We start from the raw sequence: 20,330 nt of genomic DNA, 5'->3' as shown, positions 1-20,330 counted from the left end.
AGGCAGCGGTAGGCCGGCTCAGCGCAGCGTAAGCCGACAACACCGCTACACCCCCATCAAGCCGCCACCCGCAGCAGCGCCTCCAGCCGTCGCTGCGCCTCTTCCAGCGGCCGGCGGTCGATCCAGCTGTCGATATCGACGTCGCGGTCGAGGAAGCCGTGCTGCAATTGAAAATCCTTCTGCTGGCGGAACAGCGCCACTTTTTCTTCCGACAGGTCGGGCGCCAGGGTCAGATGAAAACCGTCGCGGTAGGCTTCGGCCACGGCGTCGGCGCCGGCCCGCGTCTCGCCCTGCAGGATGGCCAGCACGTCGGCCGGGTGGCTGCGCGCCCAGTGCGCGGCGCGCAGGGTCTGCGTCAAAAAGCGCACGACCAGCTCGAAATGCTCTTCCAGCATGGAGGCATGCACGGTGATCGGGCGCGGCGTGCCGTTGTTCACGCGGAAGCGCCGGTCGGGCAGGGCGTCGATGGCGATGCCCACTTCCAGCCCCGCCGCGCGGGCCGCCTCGGCCGCCGCCGCGCCTTTCACGTAGACGGCATCGACCTCGCCGCGCAGCAGCGGCGCGATGCCTTGCCACAGGCCCGCACCGAGATTGGCCGATGCCGGCGCGTCGCCTCCCACTTCCACCAGCCGCACATCGTCGAGGGAGAGGCCGGCGGACGCCAGCACGCCCTTGTAGCCGGCCAGGCTCATGCCGCGCGCGATGCTGCGTCCGCGCCGGTTTTCGCGCAAGTCTTCGGGGCGGAACACGGGCAGCGCCACACGCTTGCCCTGCAGCTGCGCGGGCGTCGTGATGCCGGAACCGGGGCGCACGAGGATGGCTTGCCATTCGTCGATCCACGTCAGGCCGATCAGCCGTGTGGGCGCGCCTTGCGCGCGCGCGGGCAGGGCCAGCAGGTTGCCCCCTTCGCGCACGAGCGTGGACAGGCCATGGTCGTAGTGGTGGCGCGCCAGCTCGCCGCCCACTTCCTGCAGGGTCTTCAAGGCGATGCCGTCGCGGGCGAATTCTTCATCCAGCCAGCCCAGTTGATAGGCCAGGCCCGTGGCCGTGGGCACGGGGCAGCGGGTGAACCAGACGGTATCGACGGCGGGGGAGGTTGCGGTAGTCATGGGATTCCTTGGTCAAGGTGAGGAAGACCGAACGCTGCACAAAACATGCCTGCTGCCGGAGCCCGAGACGCCGGGTCAGCCCCAGGACCGCGCTTGCTGGCTGGGCCACAGCACCCGCGTCCAGCGCTGCTGCCGTGCCAGCAGCCGCTGTTGCGCCAGCAGCAGCGCTCCAGCATTTCCCCGGCCCCGGCGCTGGCACGCGTCTTGCGAAAGTAGAGGCATGACTGATTCGTACCTCAACCTCAAGAATGGAGCATGACATGACGGACGTGGCACAAGCGGAAGCACAACAAGTACAGGCACAGGATCTGACGGCCGCCGAACTGGCCTTCGTGGAGCAGGTGCGGCGCGACGCGCAGACCGCCTTCGACGGCTTGCGCGAGACGGGCAGCCTGACGGCCAATGGCACGGTGGGCTTTGTCGAGCGCACCCCTGGCGGCGACAAGGTGGTGGTGGTCAACGACCCGGGGCCGTTCCGCCGCGGCCAGCCCCTGAAGGCGGCCGTGCTGGCGCTGGACGGCACGGTGCTGCTCGGCGACGCGAATAACGGCGGCGCGCGCTATTTAAAACTGTTCCGCGAGCGGCCCGAGGTCACGTCGATCTCGCACGTGCATTCGCCGTCGCTGGGCGCATGGGCGCAGACGCACCGCACCCTGCCGATCCGCTACGTGCCCGTGCAGCGCTACCAGCTGGTGCGCGAAATTCCCGTCTATATCGACCGCCGCCAGCCGGAAGTCGATTTCATCCTCGGCGAAATCGCCCGCAACACGCATGCCACGGCCATCCTGGAAGCGAACGGCGGCGCCACCGTGTGGGGCAAGCAGGGCTTGCTGAAGCTGGCCGAGTTCATCCTGCTGCTGGAAGAGGGGGCGAAAATCCAGATCGCGGCCGAAGCCATCGGCGGTTCGCGCGACTTCGGCCCCGGCGTGCTGCTGCAGCAATGGAAGATGAGCAAGCTGATCGACACGGCGCGCGCCTTGTCGCTGCTGCCTGCCACCGACCTGGTCAACACCTGACCACACCTGCTGCGCGTCGCGCCTTGCTGCCTGTGATGCTCGCTGTGCCCAGGCACCGCTGCGCTTCCCGGCCACAAATCGCTGCCGCTCGCGACGGTTTTGTCAGGCGTCGCTGTTTGAATGATCCTTAATCAGAACAGGTCCGCAATGTCATTGAAATTCTTACGTTTGAGGTGGCGCAAGCTGTCGGCCGCCATCGTGGTGGCCAGCCTGCTGGCGCCAGCCATCGCGGCGGCGGCCGAGCCGCTGCCGGCCGCCGTGCGCATCGCCGTCGTGGCGCGCGCGGCGCCGTCCGGCAAGACCGTGTTTGCCGGCTCGGCCGCCCAGGTGGCCGCGCAAGGCTGGCTGGCGGCCGAACTGGGCAAGCTGGGCGTGAAGCTGGAATGGGTGCCCGTCACCACCAATTCCGTGGCGACACAAGTCAACGAAGCGTTTGCCAACCATTCGATCGACCTGGCCCAGTATGGCGACTTGCCATCGATTATCGCCAATGCCTCGGGCCTGCAGACGCGGCTGATCCTGCCCGGCGGCAGTTTCAGCAATACTTACCTGGTGGTGCCGAACGGCTCGACGGCCCGCTCGATCAAGGACTTGAAGGGCAAGAAGATCGCCCTGCACCGTGGCCGGCCGTGGGAATACCCGTTCGCGCGCCTGCTGGAAGCAAACGGCATGACCTTGCGCGACGTGAAGATCCTCAACCTGAACCCGCAGGCGGGCGCGGCGGCGGTGGCCACGGGCGGGGCCGACGCCTTCTTTACCCTCAGCGACGCCTTTTTGCTGGAAGATAAAAAGGTGGGCAAGATCATCTGGTCCAGCAAGGCGCCGCCGCAGGACTGGAAGATGCGCGCCGAACTGTGGGCCGACAGCGGTTTCCTCAAGGCCTATCCGCAGCTGGCCCAGCTGGTGGTGACGGCCTATGTGCGCGAGCACCACCGGGCCGCCGGCGCCGGCGGCGAAGACGAATACGTGCGCACCGAGGCATCCGCGGGCCAGGTGGAAAGCGTGGTGCGGCGCGAACTGGTGGGCGACCACACGCCGTGGCAGGCGCGCTGGTCGCCCTTGTTCACGGCCGGCCTGCGCCAGCATTATGTGGGCGAGGCGGCGTATGCGAAGAGCGCGGGCCTGATCGCGCGTCCGCTGCAAGTCGACAGCCTGTTCGCGCCCCAGTTCGTCAACCAGGCGCTGGCGCAGCTGAAATTGCAAACCTACTGGGCGCCATGACTACCCTCACCATCGCCTTGCCGCGCTCTTCCGCGCCGGCGCGCACCGCGCACAGTCCGTGGCTGCGGCGCTTCGTGCGCTCGCCCTGGTCCGTGTGGGCCTCGCCGCTGGCCTTGCTGCTGCTGTGGACGGCCGCCACCACTTTCGAATGGATGCCCGCGCACATCTTGATGTCGCCGTGGCAAGTGCTGCTGACGGCCCGCGACCTGGCCGAGAGCGGCGAACTGGGCCAGCACCTGGGCATCAGCCTGTTCCGCCTGCTGGCCGGTTTTGGGCTGGGCGCCAGCGCGGGCCTGGCGTTCGGCGTCGTGCTGGGCCTGTCGCCGGGCTTGCGCAGCTATGTCGATCCCACGTTCAATGTCCTGCGCCAGCTGCCGACCGTGGCCCTGATCCCTTTGTTCATCTTGCTGTTCGGCATAGGCGAGAGCTTTAAAGTGTTTATCGTGGCCAAGGCCAGCTTCTTCATCGTCGCGCTGGCCGTGCATGATGCCATCCGCAACCTGTCGCAGCGTTATTTTGAGGTGGCGCAAGTGTATTGCTTTTCGCGCTGGCAGCGCATCCGCCTGATCGTCCTGCCCGCCATCGTGCCGGCCGCGCTGACGGGCATGCGCATCGCCCTGTCGCGCTCGTGGATGGTGCTGGTGGGGGCGGAATTGCTGGCCGCCGACAGCGGCCTGGGCCAGATGATGGAAATGGGCCGGCAAATGTTCCGCCTCGACGTGGTGATGGTGGGCGTGGTGCTGACGGGCGTGATCGGCTTCGGCCTGGACCGGGCGTGCCACGCCCTGGAAGCGCGATTGATGCGCTGGAAGCGTCATGGGGATGGTAAGGGAGGCGCCGCATGAGGCAGCGTTTAGTGTTAATCATCAAGGGCGCGCTGCTGCCGCTGGCCTTGCTGGGGGCCTGGCAATGGGCGTCCGGCCAGGGCGCTGCCGCCGCCTACATCTTCGTCTCGCTGGGCGATCTGGCGCACAGCCTGCGCGACCTGGTGATCACGGGCGAACTGTGGGTGCACCTGCGCGCCAGCCTGGGCCGCACGCTGGCCGGCTTGCTGCTGGGCGGCAGCGCGGGCATCGTCACGGGCGCGCTGATGGCGCAGTCGGCGCTGGCCGACCGGCTGATCGGCCCGCTGTTCCACAGCATCCGCCAGGTTCCCTTGCTGGGCCTGATTCCCTTGCTGGGCTTGTGGGTGGGCAATGGCGACGGCGCCAAGCTGCTGGTGATCGCCATCGCCGCCTTGTATCCCACCGTGCTCAACACCTATGCGGGCATGCGCCAGGTGGAGGGGCGCTTGCGCGAAGTGGGGCAGGTACTGACCCTGACGCCCTGGCAGACCTTGCGCCAGATTTTGTTGCCAGGCGCCATGCCGGCCATCGTTACCGGGGTCACGCATGCGCTGGCGTTCGCCTGGCTGGCGTGCCTGGGCGGCGAACTGCTGTTTGCGGCCGGCCCCGGCATGGGTTCCTTATTGCTCAACGGGGAAGTGTCGGGCCGCATGGACGTCGTGCTGCTGGCCGTGCTCGTGATCGCCTTGCTGGCGCAGGCCATGAACGTGGCGTTTGCGCGTCTCGCGCGTTTGCTGGTGAAGGGGCGCAGCAGTGAATAAATCCCTGCCACTCCAGCCAGATGCGGCCGCCAGCGCCCGCGAGGGGGAGTTGCGCGCCTTCCTGCTGCGCTTTATCGGCTTGACCCTGCTGTCGGGCGTGACCATCGGCATGAACAAGGTGCTGGCCACCTTGCTGGGCTTGCATCTGCACGTGAGCAACTTCCAGCTGGCCACGATCAGCAGCGCGGAAACCCTGGCCATGGCGCTGGGCACCATCCCGGCCGGCTACATTCTGTCGCGCGGCAACCCGAAGCATCTGTATGCGGCTGTCAGCCTGAGCCTGGCGCTGGCCTTTTGCGTGCTGCCGTGGCTGCCCGGCTGGCAATGGGTGGCCCTGATGATGTTTCTCGTGGGACTGTGCATCTCGCTGCGCATCGTGGCCATGAGCACCGTATTTCTCGTGCGCCTGCCGGAACTGGGGCAGGGCAAGGCGGGCTGGTACAAGGGAACCTTGATCCTCGGCATGCAGTTCCTGGGGCCTTTGTGCGGCAATTACCTGATCGCGCAGCTGGGCCTGAAGGCGGGCTTCCTGATCTCGGCCCTGATGTTTGCCATCCTGGCCGTGCTGGGCTGGCAAGTGTTGCCTGACAATACGGCACCGCGCAAGCAGGCGGGACAGGGGGCGCCGCCCGGTGCGGCCAGCCTGCGCGAACTGCTGCGCCTGCCCATCGTGCGCAGCACGTATCTGTTCGAGATACTCGCCAGCTTCACGGCGTCCAGCGTGGGCGTGTTTTCCATCCTGCTGGCCATCCGCGTGCTGCATTGGCCTGCGCACCACTCCGTCTGGCTGATGGCCGTGCAGGGACTCAGCTGCGTGCTGGTGCTGCTGTTCCTCGGGCGCTGCGTGCTGGCCAGCCGCTACCGGGAGCAACTGTACGGCGGCGCCCACCTGGCCATCATGGCGGCCTTGCTGATCCTGGGCCTGTGGCCGTCCAGCATCGCCTACCTGGCCGCCTCCGTGCTGCTGGGGCTGGGGCTGGGCGTGAATAACCTCGTCAATACAGATAATATCGCCCGCGCTCCCGTCGACAAGGCCCGCGTTTCCGCCCATTTGACGCTGTTCGGCATGGTGGGCGGCACGGCCGGGGCGCTGGCGGCCGGCCACCTGGCCGACGTGACGGGCTTGCGCAATGTATTCCTGATCTGGCTGTTTCCCTGGCTGGCCGCCTGGCTCTGTTTCCACGGCAGCCGCTGGCTGCGCCGGGCGCCGCCCGCCGCCATTCCTTCCCTTGCCCCCACCGCAGAGAGTGTGCCATGAATGATGTTGTTTCCCCATCGACCTTGCTGCCGCAGCGGCAGCACCTGAGCGGCGGCTTGCAGGTGCAGCACGTGAGCAAGTCGTTTGCGCTGAAAGGCGCGCCGCTGCCCGTGCTCGACGATATTTCCCTGACGATCGCGCCCGGCGAATTCGTCGCCATCGTGGGCGCCTCCGGCTGCGGCAAATCCACCTTGCTGCGCCTGCTGGCGGGTCTCGATACGGACTACACGGGCTTGCTGCTGCACGACGGTGTGCCGATTCGCGGCACGGACTTGCGCCGGGGCCTCGTGTTCCAGGACCACCGTTTGTTTCCTTGGCTGACGGTACAGCAGAACGTGGCCGTGGCGTTCAGCAATACCAAGGTGCCGCTGGCCGAGCGCGAGTCGCGCGTGGCGGCGGAAATCACGCGCGTGGGCCTCGACGGCTATGCGGATGCGTATCCGCATCAGTTATCGGGCGGCATGTCGCAGCGGGCCGCCATCGCGCGCGCCCTCGTCGGGCGGCCCGACGTGCTGCTGCTGGATGAACCGCTGGGCGCGCTCGACGCGCTGACCCGCTTGCGCCTGCAGCAGGAGCTGCGCCGCCTGTGGCAGGACGAGGGCATCACCATGGTGATGGTCACGCATGACATCGATGAAGCCGTCTACCTGGCCGACCGCATCGTCGTGCTCGATGCGCGGCCCGGCAAGGTGCGCCGGGTGCAGGAGGTGCCGCTGGCCCATCCGCGCCAGCGGGGATCTCCGGGCTTTGTCGCCATCCGCGACGGGCTGCATGCGGATTTCAGCGACCTCGACGAGTCGCATGCGCCGGCGGCGCACGATGTGCATCCCAGCAGCTTGTGGGATGGCAATGAATGGGCGCGCAGGATGGCGCTGTAAACGACATAGTTGACCGATCCACCCACCAGGAGATACCAGATGAGCAATGACACACTTGACACCCTGTGGTACACGCGCTGCCCCGTGCCGACGGGCTTGGGGATTGCCCTGCAGCAGGGCTGGCTGGAACAGGCCTTGCGCGCCGATGGCACCAGCTTGCGCTCGCTGCGCGAATCGGACCAGGAAGCCGTGCGCGAATCGCATTTCGACCATACCCTGCAGAATTCCGTGCGCCACGGCGGCAATATTCCCGCCCTGTGGGCCAGGGCGGCAGGGCGCGACACGCGCGTCATCGGCTTGTCGTGGTCGGACGAGACGCAGCTGATATTGACCCTGCCCGGCAGCGGCGTCGAGACGGTGCGCGACTTGAAGGGACGGCGTTTCGGCTTGCCCCTGTGGGCCAGGGCGCAGATCGACTTTGCGCGTGCGCAAGCCTTGCGGGGGCTGGAAAACGCCCTGAGCCTGGAAGGCTTGAGCGTTGCCGACGTGGAACTGGTCGATTATGTGATCCAGGCAGGCCAGAGCGAGGCGCCGCCGGAGCCGGGCGCGGCAACGAATCTGTTCAGCGGCGCGCGGCGCGGCGGGCAAAGCCCGGAGCTGCTGGGCCTCCTGCGGGGCGAGGTCGATGCCATCTTCCTGAAAGGCGCCTCGGCCGCCCAGCTGGCGCAGCAATTCGGCCTGCATACGGTGATCGACACGGGCAGCCATCCGGAACCCTTGATCCGCGCCAACAATGGCACGCCGCGCACCCTGAGCGTCGATGCGCACTTGCTGGAGCATCATTTCAGCTCGGCCGTGACCCTGGTCGAGCAGGTGCTGCGGGCCGAAGCGTGGGCGCGCGGCCATGCGGACGAGACGCGGCGTTTCCTCGCGCGCGAATCGAATGCCAGCGAGCACTGGGTGCAGGTGGCCTATGGCAAGGATGCGCATCTGCGCCTGGACACGGACCTGGCGGAAACGTCGGTCGCCGGCTTGCAGGATTTCAGCGACTTTTTGTTCCGCTGGAACTTCCTGCCCAACAAGGTCGACGTGCGCGCGTGGATCGATCCCCGTCCTTTCGACGCGGCGCTGGCGCAGACGCGCCGCGCGGCCTGAGCGGGAAGCACGTCAACGGTGGCCATGTTCGATGATGAGGAGAATGCGATGCGGCGACGCACGGTGATGGGCGGGCTGGCCTTGCTGCCCCTGGCGGGACAGGCGGCCGCGGTGGCGGCGAAAACAGCGGGGGCGCCGCCAGCGGCCCTGCGCATCGCCTCGACGGGCTTTGCGGAAAACGGCAGGGCGGAGCTGGGCGGCATCGCTTACCGGGTGCAGCAGGAAGGCTGGCTGGCCCGCGAACTCAGGCAGCGGGGAGTGCGGCTGGAATGGCTGCCCGTCACGGGCGACACGGGCGCGACCATGAACGAGGCGTTCGCCAGCGGGCGCATCGACATGGCCGCGTATGGCGACTTGCCGTCCGTGATCCTCAACGCGGGCGGCGTGCGCACGCAGGTGATCGTGCCGGCGGGGCGGGGCACGGACCAGTTCCTGCTGGTGCCCACCAGTTCGCGCGCCACTTCGCTGGCTGAACTGAAGGGCAAGCGCATCAGCGTGCACCGGGGGCGGCCGTGGGAACTGGGCTTGCGCCAGCTGATCGCCGACCAGCGCATGTCGCCCACGGATTTTCGCCTGATTAACATGGATCTCAAGCCGGGCACGGCCGCGCTGGCCACGGGCGCCGTCGATGCCTTGTTCATGATCAACGGCTATCCGCTGGAAGACAAGGGCATCGGCCGCATCATCTGGTCCAGCAAGGGCTTGCCAGAGAGAAAAATGCGCGCGGAGCTGTGGGCGCGGCGCGACTTTACGCAAGCCCATCCCGATATCGCCGAACTGGTGGCCACGGCCTGGCTGCGGGCCCAGCATTGGGCCGCGCTCGATGGCAACCGCGAAGCCGTGATCAAGGATGGCACGCGCAATGGCACGCCCGACAGCGTCGTGCGGCGCAGCTACGACGATCCGGGCCTGCAGTGGAAGGAGCGCTGGTCGCCCCTGTACGACGACGCCGTGTACCGCCATTACCGCCGGGTGCTGGCGTTTGCGCAGGAACAAAAGCTGATCCGCCAGCCATTGACGGCGGAAGAATTGCTGGAACCGCGCTTCGTGGCGGCCGGCTTGAAAAAGCTGGGCCTGGCCAATTACTGGGAGCCGGCCAAGGTGTGATGCGGGAACAGGGGCGCGTGGATTAATGCGGCAGGCACACGCGTCCTACCAGCTTCAGTACGCCATCGCCCGCATGCGCGCGCAATTGCAGCAGCATCAGTGCCATTCCCAGCATCAGCGCAGCGGCGCAGAGTTTCTTGTGCATCGTCGTTCCCGTTGTCACGTCATTGTGAGTGTGCGGCCGTATTATTGCTCAAATTCAGCGTGCGGGATGAGCATTTTGCCAAGCGTGCTCTACAATTATGCATCGTGCGCATCCGCGCCATCCGAATTGTATGCATAGTATGTGAAGGGAATGACAAGCCTGTGACTTCCAAGCCGATCAAGATCGCCGCCACCGTCGTCGTGGCACTCGCCGCTGGGGCCGGCATTTATACGTTTACCCGTCCCGCCGCCACCGCCACGCCTGGCACGCCAGCATCGGGCAGCCCGGCCGCCACGCCGCAGGCCGCCGATACTGCCGCCGTGGCCAGCCAGTTCCGCGACTTGCTGGCCAATTTCCGCAAGATCATCGTGCTGCTGGCCGACGAGCAAAGCTTGCCGGAAGGGGCGCGCGACGAGGCCCGTAAAGTGGGGCAGGCGCTGTTCCATGAAAACCAGGAACGCATCGCCAAGCTCGATCTTGCGCTGGACCAGCTGATGGCGCCCACCAATCCGGGCCGCTTCGAGGCGCTCGACAGCCTGCTCACCTACATCGAATCCGATCCCGGCCTGTACGACGCCGACCGCCTGGCTTTCCGCGAACTGCTGCAAAGCATGCTGGCCGACGTGGCCAAGGATAGCTCCTTGCCGGCGATCAAGCTGCACAAGCGCATTTCCGAAGACCTCGATGCACTGGGCGAGATCGAGCGCAATTACGAGAAGGAAATCCGGCAAATCTTCGGCAACCTGGGCCAGCGCGCCATCGAACTCAAGCGTGAACGGTGGGACGATTACGTGGCGCAGCTGAAAAAACTCTACAGCCGCGAGCAGATCCTCAAGGAAAACGGCATCGTCGTGCCGTATGCCGTACCCCCGGCTGGCACGGTGCCGGAAGCCAAGCCGGCGCCCAAAAAAGAGGAAGCGGAAATCTTCGGCCTCGGTTTGCCGAAGAAAACCATCGTGCTGACCTTCGACGACGGCCCGCACCGCCGCTACACGGAAGAAATCAGCGCCATCCTGAAACAGTATGGCGTGCCGGCCGTGTTCTTCAACGTGGGCCGCAACCTCGGTTCGCTCGATGCGCAAGGCCACGCCAAGCTGGGCGCGGGCGCGGAAGTGAGCCGCAAGCTGATGCAGGAAGGCTATGCCGTGGGCAACCACAGTTTCAGCCACGCACAGTTATCCAAGCAGACGGGCGACAAGCTGAAGGGCGAAATCCTCGGCACCGACACTTTATTGAAGGCCATCAGCCCCGAGCGGGCCGCGCTGTTCCGCTTTCCGTATGGCGCGCGCAACAGCGAAGGCATGGCCGCGCTGGCCGATGCGCATTTGAAATCCGTGATGTGGAATATCGATTCGCTGGACTGGGCCGACCCCGTGCCCAGCTCGATCACCAACCGCGTGCTGGCCTCCGTCGACAAGGCGGGGCGCGGCATCGTGCTGTTCCACGACATCCATGAGCGCACGGTGAAAGCCTTGCCGGCCGTGCTCGACAAGCTGATCGCCGAAGGCTATCAATTCGCGGGCTGGGATGGCACCAGTTTCCAGGTGGCGAAGAGCGCGGCGCCCGCGCCGGACAAAGTGCCCGTTTCCACGGGCTATGCCAATTCCTGGGCCGTGGTGATCGGCATCGACGATTATGCCAAGTGGCCGAAGCTGCAATACGCGGTGCGCGACGCGCAAGGCATCCGCGAAACCCTGATCGAGAAATTCGCCTTTGCGCCCGAGCGCGTCGTGACCCTGAAAAACGGCGAAGCGACGCGTAACAACATCCTGGCCGCCTTCCACGACAAGCTGGCCCATGGCGGCGTGCAAAAGAATGACCGCATCTTCGTCTTCTTCGCCGGCCACGGCGCCACGCGCAAGCTGAGTTCGGGGCGCGACCTGGGCTATATCGTGCCTGCCGATTCCGACCCGGCGCAGTTTGCCACGGATGCGATTCCGATGACGGAAATCCAGAATATCGCGGAAAGCCTGACGGCCAAGCATGCCTTCTTCGTCATGGATGCCTGCTACAGCGGACTGGGCCTGACGCGCGGCGCCGGTTCCACCAACTTCCTGCGCGACAACGCCAAGCGCATCGGCCGGCAAATGCTGACGGCCGGCGGCGGCGACCAGCTGGTGGCCGATGGCGGCCCGAACGGCCATTCCGTGTTTACCTGGACCCTGCTGCAGGGCCTGGCCGGCAAGGCTGACCTGAACGGCGACGGCCTCATCACGGCCACGGAACTGGCGGCCTACGTGGCGCCCGCCGTCTCCAGCGTGTCGAACCAGACGCCCGCCTTTGGCAGCCTGCCCGGTTCGGAAGGGGGCGACTTCGTCTTCGAGCTGCCGGGCGAGACGGAATTCCTCAGCCCGACGACGACGCAATTGTCGACGGAAGCCATCGCCCTGAACAGCAAGCTCGACGCCAAGCCGGCGGCGGCCAGCGTGACGGTGAAGGATTTGCAGGGCGGCGAACAGAAGATCGTCACGCCGGGCGCCGTGCCGACCTCGGCGCGCCAGCTGGCGCAGCGGGCCAACGACCGGGGCTTGCAGTTGTACAAGGAGAAACAGTATGCGGCGGCGGAGGCGCAATTTACGGAAGCGCTGAAATTGCGTCCCGACTTCGCGCTGGCGGCCAACAACCTGGGCTTTGTCTTCTACAAGCAGGAAAAATACCGCGAAGCGGCGCGCTGGTTTGAAAACACGGTCAAGATGGACCCGTCGCGCGCCATCGCCTACCTGAACCTGGGCGATGCGTATGCCAGGGCCGGCGATGCGGCGAAGGCGAAGGCGGCGTACAAGACGTATCTGGAGCTGGCGCCGACGGCGTCGATGGCGCCGGCCGTGCGGCAAAAGATGGACAAGCTGTAGTTGGCCGCCGCCTTACCCATCGTCCATGTGTTCGCCTGCAGCGGGCGCTTTGCCAGCAGGGAAGCGCTGCAGGCCTACCTGGCGCCCAGCTGCACGGACGATGGCGACGCGCTGCCGTCGCCATTCATGCTGGAAACGGGCCTGACGGACTACGAGCCAGCCTGCATGGAAAGCGCCATGCTGGCGTCGCCCGTGCCGCTGGCGCAGTTGCTGGACGGCGTGTCATATGGCGACAGCTGGCTGGCGCAGGCGTGCGCGGATGCGCAGGGCATGCTGGCCGACACCGGCGTCTGCGTGTTTGCTCCGAATCAGCTGGCGCATCCGCGACGCAGTTCGCTGCGGCATGTCGGCAGCTATCCCTATCGCGTGGAAGACTAGCCACCGGCCGCGCGTTCCTCGTGCAACAGCTTGTTGACGGCCGCCAGCAAGCTGGTGCCCGAGGTGGTGATGAAGCGGGCGCCGGCCGCCTCCGCTTCCGTGCCATAGCTGGCCACCGTATCCTTGCTGCAATACACGATGATGGGCAGCGCGGCATGCGCCTGGCGCACCTCGCGTACGGTGCGCACGCCCGCATCCTTCAGGCGCCGCCCGTTTTCCGCCCGTGCCATGTCCGTGATCAGCAGCGCATACGGCTTCTGCTGCAGCATGGCCAGCGCCTGCCGCATCGAGACGGCCTGGTCCACCTTGATGTTTTCCCGTTCCAGCTGTTCCACCAGCAAGGTGTTGTTGCGTGGATGGTCGTCCAGCCACAGCACCAGGCTGGCGGGCTTTTGCGCCGTCGGCATGCCGGCCAGGGCCGTGACGGCGGGCGAACCGTCCGGCGGATGGGCCAGCAGCAGCTGGGTGACGGCTTCCTGCATGTCGTCCAGCGACTTTTGCTGCAAACGGCTCAGTTCCGTGACTTCAATTTCCTTGCCGCTTTCCAGGCGCACCGACTCGTTCTTGACGAGGCTGTCGGCGCGCTTGATCATGATGGATAGATAAATGCGCGTGAGCAGATAGCCGATCAGGAAACCATGCACGGAAAAGAACAGCATGATGCCGCCCACCACAGCCATGGCCGTGGCCGTATCGATGGCCAGGCTGGGCGCGATGAAGGCTGCCATGCTGCGCGCGCTGCCGGGCAGGCTTTTCAGCTCGATCAAGCCCACGCCGACGATGATTTTTGTCAGCCAGTCCGACACTTCCACCAGGTTGGAATTGATTTCCATGGGCGTGGGCGTGCCGAGGAACAGGGTATTGCTGGCAGTGGCCGGATTCGGCTCGGCGCCGCCGGCCGTGGCAGGGAGCTCGTCCGTGGCCCGGCCCTTGCCGTCGCGCCGGTCGTCCGGCGCCATGTTGACGGTGCCCGAGGGCAGGGTGCGGGGGATGCCGAACAGAAATCCCAGCAGCATGCCGCTGACGCAGAAGCCCAGGCTCCACAGCAGCGCCGGCACGGCATCATAGTAGGGCGGCAGCATGGCGCCCGCCAGCACGGCCAGCAGGCCCGCCAGCAGGATGAACAGCAGGATGTAGGGCAGCACGTCGCGCTTGCGCACGGCGGCGGCGACGGTTTTTGTTGTCTTGCCGGCGCTATCGGTCAAGTCCACGGTGTGTTCCTTGAAAAAACTGAATCCGGACAGGCGTTTGCCCGCGTATATGAAACACAGGGGCCCGTACTGACATCATAAAAACTGGAGACGCGATGCGATTGAGAAAAAGCAAACTGGCGGCAGCTTGTGCGCTGGCATTGTCGAGCATGGCGTTCCAGGCGGGGGCGCAAGCGCCGGACGAGGCCGCGCCAGTGGCCGACGAGTCGCGCACGGTGCGCGTGGCGGGCCACTACGACAACGCCGTCGGCACCTCGGATGCGGCCAGCCAGGGCGTCATCACCAGCGAACTGATCGTCAACCGGCCCGCCTTGCGCACGGGCGAATTGCTGGAATTCGTGCCGGGCCTGATCGTCACCCAGCACAGCGGCGACGGCAAGGCCAACCAGTATTTCTTGCGCGGTTTCAACCTCGATCACGGCACCGATTTCGCCATGTATGTGGATGGCATGCCCGTCAACATGCGCACGCATGCGCATGGACAAGGCTATTCCGACCTCAATTTCCTCATTCCCGAACTGGTGCAGCGCATCGATTACAAGAAGGGGCCGTATTTCGCCGGCGAAGGCGATTTCGCCTCGGCCGGTGCGGCGCGTATCCGCCTGGCCGACAAGTTGCCGCAGGGCCAGGCCAGCATGTCCGTGGGCCAGCACGGCTATGTGCGGGGCGTGCTGGCCGATTCCATCGACGCCGGGCCGGGCACCTTGCTGGTCGGGCTGGAAGTGAACCGCAACAACGGTCCCTGGGACGTGCCGGAGCGCGTGCGCAAAGTCAGCGGCGTGCTGCGCTACAGCCAGGGCACGCAGGACGACGGCTTCAGCGTGACGGCCATGGCCTACAAGAACAGCTGGAACGCCACCGACCAGGTGCCGCTGCGCGCCGTGGCGTCCGGCCAGATCGGCCGCTTCGGCAGCCTGGCGCCCAGCGATGGCGGCGACACCTCGCGCACCAGCCTGTCGTACGCGCAGCGCCGGCGCACGGAGAACCGCCTGTTCGAATTCGACGCCTACGTGATCCGCTCGCAGCTGGAACTGAACAGCGATTTCACCTATTTTCTCGCCAAGCCGGCGGCAGGCGACCAGTTCCAGCAGAGCGAACGGCGCACGGTGGCGGGCGTGAACGCCAGCGAAAGCTGGAACACGCAGCTGGCGGGCCTGGCCCTGCGCAACAAGCTGGGCGTGCAGGCGCGCTTCGACCGGCTCTCGCCCGTGGGCCTGTACGACACGGTGGAACGCATCCGGCAAAGCACGGTGCGCGAAGACAGGGTGCGCGAGAGCAGCCTGGGCCTGTATGCTGAAAACACCGCGCAATGGCTGCCTTGGCTGCGTTCCGTGGCGGGGCTGCGCTATGACGCCTACCGCTTCAAGGTGGCCAGCAGTATCGAAGGCAACAGCGGCACGGCGAACGACCAGGTGGTGTCGCCAAAACTGTCGTTGATACTGGGGCCGTGGAGCAGGACGGAGTTTTTCGTGAATTACGGCAAGGGTTTTCACAGCAACGATGCGCGCGGCACGACGCAGACGCGCCTGCCGGACGGCGAAGCGTCCACGCCCGTGACGCCGCTGGTGCCGACGAAGGGCATGGAGCTGGGGGCGCGCACGGAGTGGCTGCCTGGCCTGCAAAGCTCGCTGGCCCTGTGGCGCCTCGACATCGCCTCGGAACTGCTGTTCGTCGGTGACGCGGGCGAGACGCAGCCGAGCCGCGCCAGCCGCCGCCACGGCATCGAGTGGAACAACCATTACATTGCCGCGCCATGGCTGCTGTTCGACCTGGACCTGGCCGCGTCGCGCTCGCGCTACACGGAAAACGATGCGGCCGGCAATTATATTCCCGGTTCGATCGACAGGGTGGCCTCGTTCGGCGTGACGGTGACGGACCAGGGCCCGTGGTCGGGCGCCTTCCAGCTGCGCTACTTCGGCCCCCGTCCCCTGATCGAGGACAACAGCGTGCGCTCCGCGTCAACGACCCTGGCGTACGCGCGGGTGGCGTACCAGCTCAACCGCAGGACGCGGCTGTCGCTCGACGTCTTCAACTTGCTAAATAAACGCGCCAGCGACATCGATTATTACTATGCGTCGCGCCTGCCAGGGGAAGCGGCGGATGGGGTGAGCGACCGGCATTTTCATCCCGTCGAACCGCGCTCGGTGCGCTTGACACTGGCGTATGCGTTTTAATTGCCCGGCGCAAGAATGCAGGCGAAGCGATCCTCAAGCGCTGCCACCGCCACCGCCACGTTGAAAACGTCCTTTAATCGCGAGCAGAAGAAGGGCGGCGATGCCGACCGAACCTATGCTTTGAAGCAAGGAGAGGGCAAGCAGCGTGATGCTATTTGCGTTGAGGAACGCATTGCTGGCAAAGATGGACAATGGATTGAGCGCGTTCTGCATGGCAATGGTCAATGCAGGATGCTCCGAAAAAATCTTGCTTTCTAAATTTTTGTTAATCAGGAAGCATTGCTTGTTATTGCAAAAAAATATTTCGAAAATATAAAATACACACCAGTAGGCGAAGTTCCATAGAATAAACGATAGCAGGGCGCGCCAGATGGAGGTGCCGAAGGCAGAAATCTGATCATAGATCCATGATATGGCAATTTCTGCCATATCCATCGTGATATGCGAGTCGGAAGAGAGGGCGGCGCGGCGCCGTGAGCGTAATTCCTGGGAAAAAAATTCTGCTTCTTCGTGCTGCGCGCCAGCTTTTTTCATGGCGATACGCAAAGCCCGAAAGCGGCCGGGGGTGTCGTTCATGATCTGTTTATTTGAAATGAAAACTTCAGACCGCTTTTTATCCTTGGCCAAACCATACTCAGTGTGTAAAAAAGTCGTTTCGCTGGGTGCGGAAACATCATGAAAGTCTGGCGGTAACTCAAATTTACAATCTTCGAATGTTGCAATTAATTTTATTCTGGATTCGCGAAATGAAATATCTTCCAGAATTGTTACTCTGCGTATCCGTATTCCATCGGATATATTGCAATTGATGATGTGTGCCCGTCGTATTCTTGCGCCATGAATTTCCAGAAATGCTATTTCTGATCTTTTTATTTCAATCAGATTGAAACTTCCTGAGGTTCTGAAAATTTCTTTGACGGAAAAATCAGTTGCATATATTGTTGCTGATGATTTCAGCGGCCAGATCTCGCCATTTCCCAGGATGGTAGTTGCATTGAGAATAAATTCCACTCTCCTTGCGTATGACTCGAAGCGTATGGACATGTGCTTGAAGATCGAGCGGGAAAAATCGAACTCGATGTAGTACCAGCCAAAATCCGCCAGGATATTTTCTTCCATGCTGAAGCTGTCGGGGATGTGCAAGCTTGTGCAATCGATCAGCAAGCCTCGGGGCGGGTTGGCGCCGATATGAAGCAAGTCTTCCGCCGTAAATCCCCATTCGTCTTCATGCTGATGTGCCAACGATATCGATTCTTGAATGAAGGAAAGCAGCTCCGCTGCCATGGTCACATGTAACAATGGCAAGCCATCGTGCCCTTCGCACGCAGAAAGGCGACCCGATGGAAAGGTTGATTCGCGCAGGGCCGCGAGTTCCCATTCGACTCGATCCATGAGATCACTGTGATCCTGTGCAGCGTTCATGTATTTGATACATCAGTGGAAGTGAATGAATCAAGCCATCTTGCGCGCAGCGACTGGCTGTGTATTCAGTCATTCAATATCGCTTGATGGATTTCAAGAAGACGGTAAAGTGCGCGCACTTTACCGTGGCAAGTGAGGTCGCTGCCATGGCGGCGCGGCCTCTGCTACACTGCAAGCATGGTGCACGGCTGTGCGTGCGCATCACAAAAAGATTGAATGACAGATCATTTAGTACAAACCAGTAAATTCCTTTCCCTTATCCTGCGCCACGCTCCGGAAAAAATCAGCCTCGCGCTCGATGCCCAGGGCTGGGCCGACATCGGCCAGCTGCTGGCGCAATCGGCCAGCCACGGCCGTTCCATTTCTCGTGAACAATTGAACGACGTGGTGGCGCGCGACAGCAAGCGGCGCTACGCCATCAGCGATGACGGCTTGCGCATCCGCGCCAACCAGGGGCATTCCTTGGCCGCCGTCGATATCGCTCTGCCGCCCGCCACGCCGCCCGCCATGCTGTACCACGGCACGGCCAGCCGCTTTGTCGAGGCGATCCGCGCGGCCGGCCTGCTGCCGGGAGCGCGCAAGCACGTGCATCTGTCAAGCAACCGCGAAACGGCCGTGGCCGTGGGCGCGCGCCATGGCAAGCCGGTCGTGCTGGCCGTGGATGCGGCCGCCATGCAGGCGCAGGGCCGCGTGTTTTATGTGTCGGCCAATGGCGTGTGGCTGACTGACACTGTGCCGCAGGTCTTCATCGCGTTTGCTTGAAAGGCGCCTCCACGCCCGAATAGGCCAGCACGGCATCGGGCAGCCTGGCGCCTTGCACCGTGATGGCCGCCACGGCCTGGTTCAGCTCGGCCACTTCCGCTGACGTAAAATGCACGCCCGCCGCGCCCAGATTGTCTTCCAGGTGCGCCATCTGCGTCGTGCCGGGGATGGGCACGATCCACGGCCGCTGCGCCAGCAGCCAGGCCAGGGCGATACGGGCTGGTGTCGCCTGCTTGCGCGCCGCCCAGTTGTTGATCAATGCCACCAGCGCCAGGTTGTGCGGCAGGTTTTCCGCTGCAAAACGCGATTCCACCTGGCGGATGTCGCCGTCGGCAAAACGGGTTTTCGCGTCGATGGCGCCCGTCAAAAAGCCCACGCCCAGCGGGCTCCACGGCACGAAGCCGATGCCCAGCTCCGCGCACAGGGCCAGCACGCCGTCTTCCGGCCCGCGCCACAGCATCGAGTATTCGCTTTGCACGGCGGAAACGGGCAGGGCCGCATGGGCGCGGCGCAGGGTCTGCAAGCCCATCTCCGACAAGCCCCAGTGCAGCACTTTGCCTTCGCGCATCAGGTCCTGCACGGCGCCGGCCACGTCCTCGATGGGTACTTGCGGGTCGACCCGGTGCTGGTACAGCAGGTCGATGCGGTCCGTGCGCAGGCGCTTGAGCATGCCGTCGACGACCAGCTTGATGTGCGCGGGGCGGCTGTTCAGGCCGGGGCGGCGCTGGCCCGTCTGCTGGTCGATGTTCCAGCCGAACTTGGTGGCGATGACGATGTCGTTGCGGAACGGCGCCACGCCCTCGCCGAGAATGCGCTCCACCTCATGCGGACCGTAGGCTTCGGCCGCGTCGTACAAGGTAGCGCCCCGTTCGTAGGCCGTGCGGATAATCCTGTGCATCTCCGGGCGGCTGGGGATCGTCGTCTGGTAGCTGCGGCTCATGTTTTGCACGCCCAGGCCCAGGCTGGACACGTCCAGGGTGCCCAGCTTGCGCCGCCCCGTCAGGGGAGCCGGGGCCGTTGCGCAGGCAGCGGCGGGCGCCTGGCCCTGCGCCTGGCCTATCATGGACGTGGCGGCCAGGCCGCCCGCCGCCCGCAGGAAACCGCGGCGACCCGTGGCCGTCGTGTGTGTCGTTGACATGGCTTTTCCCTTAAATATCAAGCTTGCGTTCGGCCATCCATTGGACGATGGCCGGGTCGCGGTGCGAAAAGAAGCTGCTGGTGCTCGTTTCCAGGGTGGCGATGGCGGCCATGTCCGCCTCGTCGAGGTCGAAGTCAACGATGGCCAGGTTTTCCGCCATGCGCTCGCGGCGCACGGTCTTGGCCAGCACGGCGATGCCGCGGTGCGTGAGCCAGCGCAGGACGATTTGGCCCACGGATTTGCCGTATTTGGCGGCGATGCCCAGCAGCACCTCGTTCTGGAACAGGTTGTTGCGGCCTTCGGCGAACGGCGCCCACGCCTGCGGCTGCACGCCGTGGTCGAGCATGAAGGCCACGCTGTCGGCTTGCTGGTGGAAGGGATTGATTTCGATCTGGTTGACGGCGGGCGCGATGTCGTTGAAGGCGATGATATCCATCAGGCGGTCGGGCTGGAAATTGCTCACGCCGATGGCACGCAGCTTGCCGCTGCGATACGCATCCTGCATGGCGCGCCAGGAACCGTGCACGTCGCCAAACGGCTGATGGATCAGGTACAGGTCCAGGTAATCGAGGCGCAAGCGCCGCAGCGAGTCGTCGATCGCCTGCGCCGTGCGTTCGTAGCCCGTGTCCTGCACCCACAGCTTGCTGGTGACGAACAGGTGCTCGCGCGGCACGCCGCCGTGGGCGATACCCTGGCCGACGGCCGCCTCATTCAGATAGGAGGCGGCCGTATCGATCAGGCGGTAGCCGGCGGCGATGGCGTCGATCACGCTGCGCTCGCATTCGGCCGGGTCGGGGATCTGGAAGACGCCGTAGCCGGCGATGGGCATGGTGATGCCGTTGTTGAGGGTGACGTGTTCCATGGCGGGGCTCCTTCGGTTATTGACAGGAGCTACTCTACGGCCTAATCCCTTCCTTGATAAGCCACTGGAATCGGCATGCACTTATTAGTGGCGCTA

18 protein-coding genes are annotated in these 20,330 nt (G+C 64.7%); 12 read left to right on the top strand and 6 right to left on the bottom strand.

Annotated elements, in window-relative coordinates; translation table 11 throughout:
- Positions 1 to 56: 56 nt before the first annotated feature.
- A complete protein-coding gene (locus tag BM193_RS11555) occupies positions 57 to 1,109 on the bottom strand; it encodes an ABC transporter substrate-binding protein (protein WP_092797863.1) in 1,053 nt (350 codons plus the stop codon).
- Positions 1,110 to 1,369: 260 nt separating this feature from the next.
- Here BM193_RS11555 and BM193_RS11550 point away from each other — a divergent pair, with 260 nt between their 5' ends.
- From BM193_RS11550 to BM193_RS11515, 8 genes are all read left to right on the top strand, one after another.
- Positions 1,370 to 2,125, top strand: a complete 756-nt coding sequence (locus BM193_RS11550) for a class II aldolase/adducin family protein (RefSeq protein ID WP_092797862.1) — start codon at positions 1,370 to 1,372, stop codon at positions 2,123 to 2,125.
- A gap of 147 nt (positions 2,126 to 2,272) precedes the next feature.
- Entirely contained in the window at positions 2,273 to 3,346 is a 1,074-nt protein-coding gene (locus BM193_RS11545) for a PhnD/SsuA/transferrin family substrate-binding protein (protein ID WP_092797861.1), read from the top strand.
- Entirely contained in the window at positions 3,343 to 4,191 is an 849-nt protein-coding gene (locus BM193_RS11540) for an ABC transporter permease (RefSeq protein WP_092797860.1), read from the top strand. The genes BM193_RS11545 and BM193_RS11540 overlap by 4 nt, the downstream gene beginning before the upstream one ends.
- A complete protein-coding gene (locus tag BM193_RS11535) occupies positions 4,188 to 4,952 on the top strand; it encodes an ABC transporter permease (protein ID WP_092797859.1) in 765 nt (254 codons plus the stop codon). Before BM193_RS11540 ends, BM193_RS11535 begins: the two co-directional genes overlap by 4 nt.
- Complete coding sequence (locus BM193_RS11530; protein WP_139176122.1) at positions 4,945 to 6,210, top strand: MFS transporter; 1,266 nt, start codon at positions 4,945 to 4,947, stop codon at positions 6,208 to 6,210. The genes BM193_RS11535 and BM193_RS11530 overlap by 8 nt, the downstream gene beginning before the upstream one ends.
- The gene (locus tag BM193_RS11525) at positions 6,207 to 7,088 is read left to right on the top strand and encodes an ABC transporter ATP-binding protein (RefSeq protein WP_092797857.1); all 882 of its coding nucleotides are present in this window, start codon (positions 6,207 to 6,209) and stop codon (positions 7,086 to 7,088) included. The genes BM193_RS11530 and BM193_RS11525 overlap by 4 nt, the downstream gene beginning before the upstream one ends.
- Positions 7,089 to 7,127: 39 nt before the next feature.
- Positions 7,128 to 8,183 (top strand): ABC transporter substrate-binding protein, encoded by a 1,056-nt coding sequence (locus BM193_RS11520; RefSeq protein ID WP_092797856.1) that lies wholly within the window; start codon positions 7,128 to 7,130, stop codon positions 8,181 to 8,183.
- Between the two features lie 48 nt (positions 8,184 to 8,231).
- Entirely contained in the window at positions 8,232 to 9,290 is a 1,059-nt protein-coding gene (locus BM193_RS11515) for an ABC transporter substrate-binding protein (RefSeq protein WP_175533248.1), read from the top strand.
- 22 nt (positions 9,291 to 9,312) lie between these two features.
- Here the strand turns inward: BM193_RS11515 and BM193_RS29275 are convergent, their stop codons facing one another.
- Entirely contained in the window at positions 9,313 to 9,435 is a 123-nt protein-coding gene (locus BM193_RS29275) for a hypothetical protein (RefSeq protein ID WP_275528112.1), read from the bottom strand.
- Positions 9,436 to 9,596: 161 nt separating this feature from the next.
- Between BM193_RS29275 and BM193_RS11510 the strand changes: the two genes are divergently transcribed.
- Positions 9,597 to 12,287 carry a polysaccharide deacetylase family protein gene (locus BM193_RS11510; protein ID WP_092797854.1) on the top strand — a complete coding sequence of 897 codons (2,691 nt, stop codon included), beginning with the start codon at positions 9,597 to 9,599 and terminating at the stop codon, positions 12,285 to 12,287.
- On the top strand, positions 12,288 to 12,665 hold the full coding sequence (locus BM193_RS11505; protein ID WP_092797853.1) for an immunity 22 family protein: 378 nt from the start codon (positions 12,288 to 12,290) through the stop codon (positions 12,663 to 12,665).
- On the opposite strand, the gene BM193_RS11500 is transcribed toward BM193_RS11505, so the two are convergent.
- Positions 12,662 to 13,876: a response regulator gene (locus BM193_RS11500; RefSeq protein ID WP_092797852.1), complete on the bottom strand. Its 1,215-nt coding sequence runs from the start codon at positions 13,874 to 13,876 to the stop codon at positions 12,662 to 12,664. The two genes, BM193_RS11505 and BM193_RS11500, sit on opposite strands and share 4 nt — an antisense overlap.
- Before the next feature lie 95 nt (positions 13,877 to 13,971).
- On the opposite strand from BM193_RS11500, the gene BM193_RS11495 reads away from it, so the two are divergent.
- The gene (locus BM193_RS11495; protein ID WP_092797851.1) at positions 13,972 to 16,050 is read left to right on the top strand and encodes a TonB-dependent receptor; all 2,079 of its coding nucleotides are present in this window, start codon (positions 13,972 to 13,974) and stop codon (positions 16,048 to 16,050) included.
- 33 nt (positions 16,051 to 16,083) lie between these two features.
- On the opposite strand, the gene BM193_RS11490 is transcribed toward BM193_RS11495, so the two are convergent.
- Positions 16,084 to 17,472 (bottom strand): hypothetical protein, encoded by a 1,389-nt coding sequence (locus BM193_RS11490; protein WP_092832324.1) that lies wholly within the window; start codon positions 17,470 to 17,472, stop codon positions 16,084 to 16,086.
- 216 nt (positions 17,473 to 17,688) lie between these two features.
- Between BM193_RS11490 and BM193_RS11485 the strand changes: the two genes are divergently transcribed.
- Positions 17,689 to 18,234 carry an RNA 2'-phosphotransferase gene (locus BM193_RS11485; RefSeq protein ID WP_092797849.1) on the top strand — a complete coding sequence of 182 codons (546 nt, stop codon included), beginning with the start codon at positions 17,689 to 17,691 and terminating at the stop codon, positions 18,232 to 18,234.
- Here the strand turns inward: BM193_RS11485 and BM193_RS11480 are convergent.
- Positions 18,218 to 19,372, bottom strand: a complete 1,155-nt coding sequence (locus BM193_RS11480; protein ID WP_092797848.1) for an aldo/keto reductase — start codon at positions 19,370 to 19,372, stop codon at positions 18,218 to 18,220. The two genes, BM193_RS11485 and BM193_RS11480, sit on opposite strands and share 17 nt — an antisense overlap.
- Before the next feature lie 10 nt (positions 19,373 to 19,382).
- Positions 19,383 to 20,234 carry an aldo/keto reductase gene (locus BM193_RS11475; RefSeq protein WP_092797847.1) on the bottom strand — a complete coding sequence of 284 codons (852 nt, stop codon included), beginning with the start codon at positions 20,232 to 20,234 and terminating at the stop codon, positions 19,383 to 19,385.
- Positions 20,235 to 20,330: the final 96 nt, after the last annotated feature.

The sequence above is a fragment of the Janthinobacterium sp. 344 genome (assembly GCF_900112025.1).
Taxonomy (GTDB): domain Bacteria; phylum Pseudomonadota; class Gammaproteobacteria; order Burkholderiales; family Burkholderiaceae_D; genus Janthinobacterium.
The sequence above is the reverse complement of the archived record's forward strand: the minus strand, read 5'-3'. Positions and strand labels throughout refer to the sequence as shown.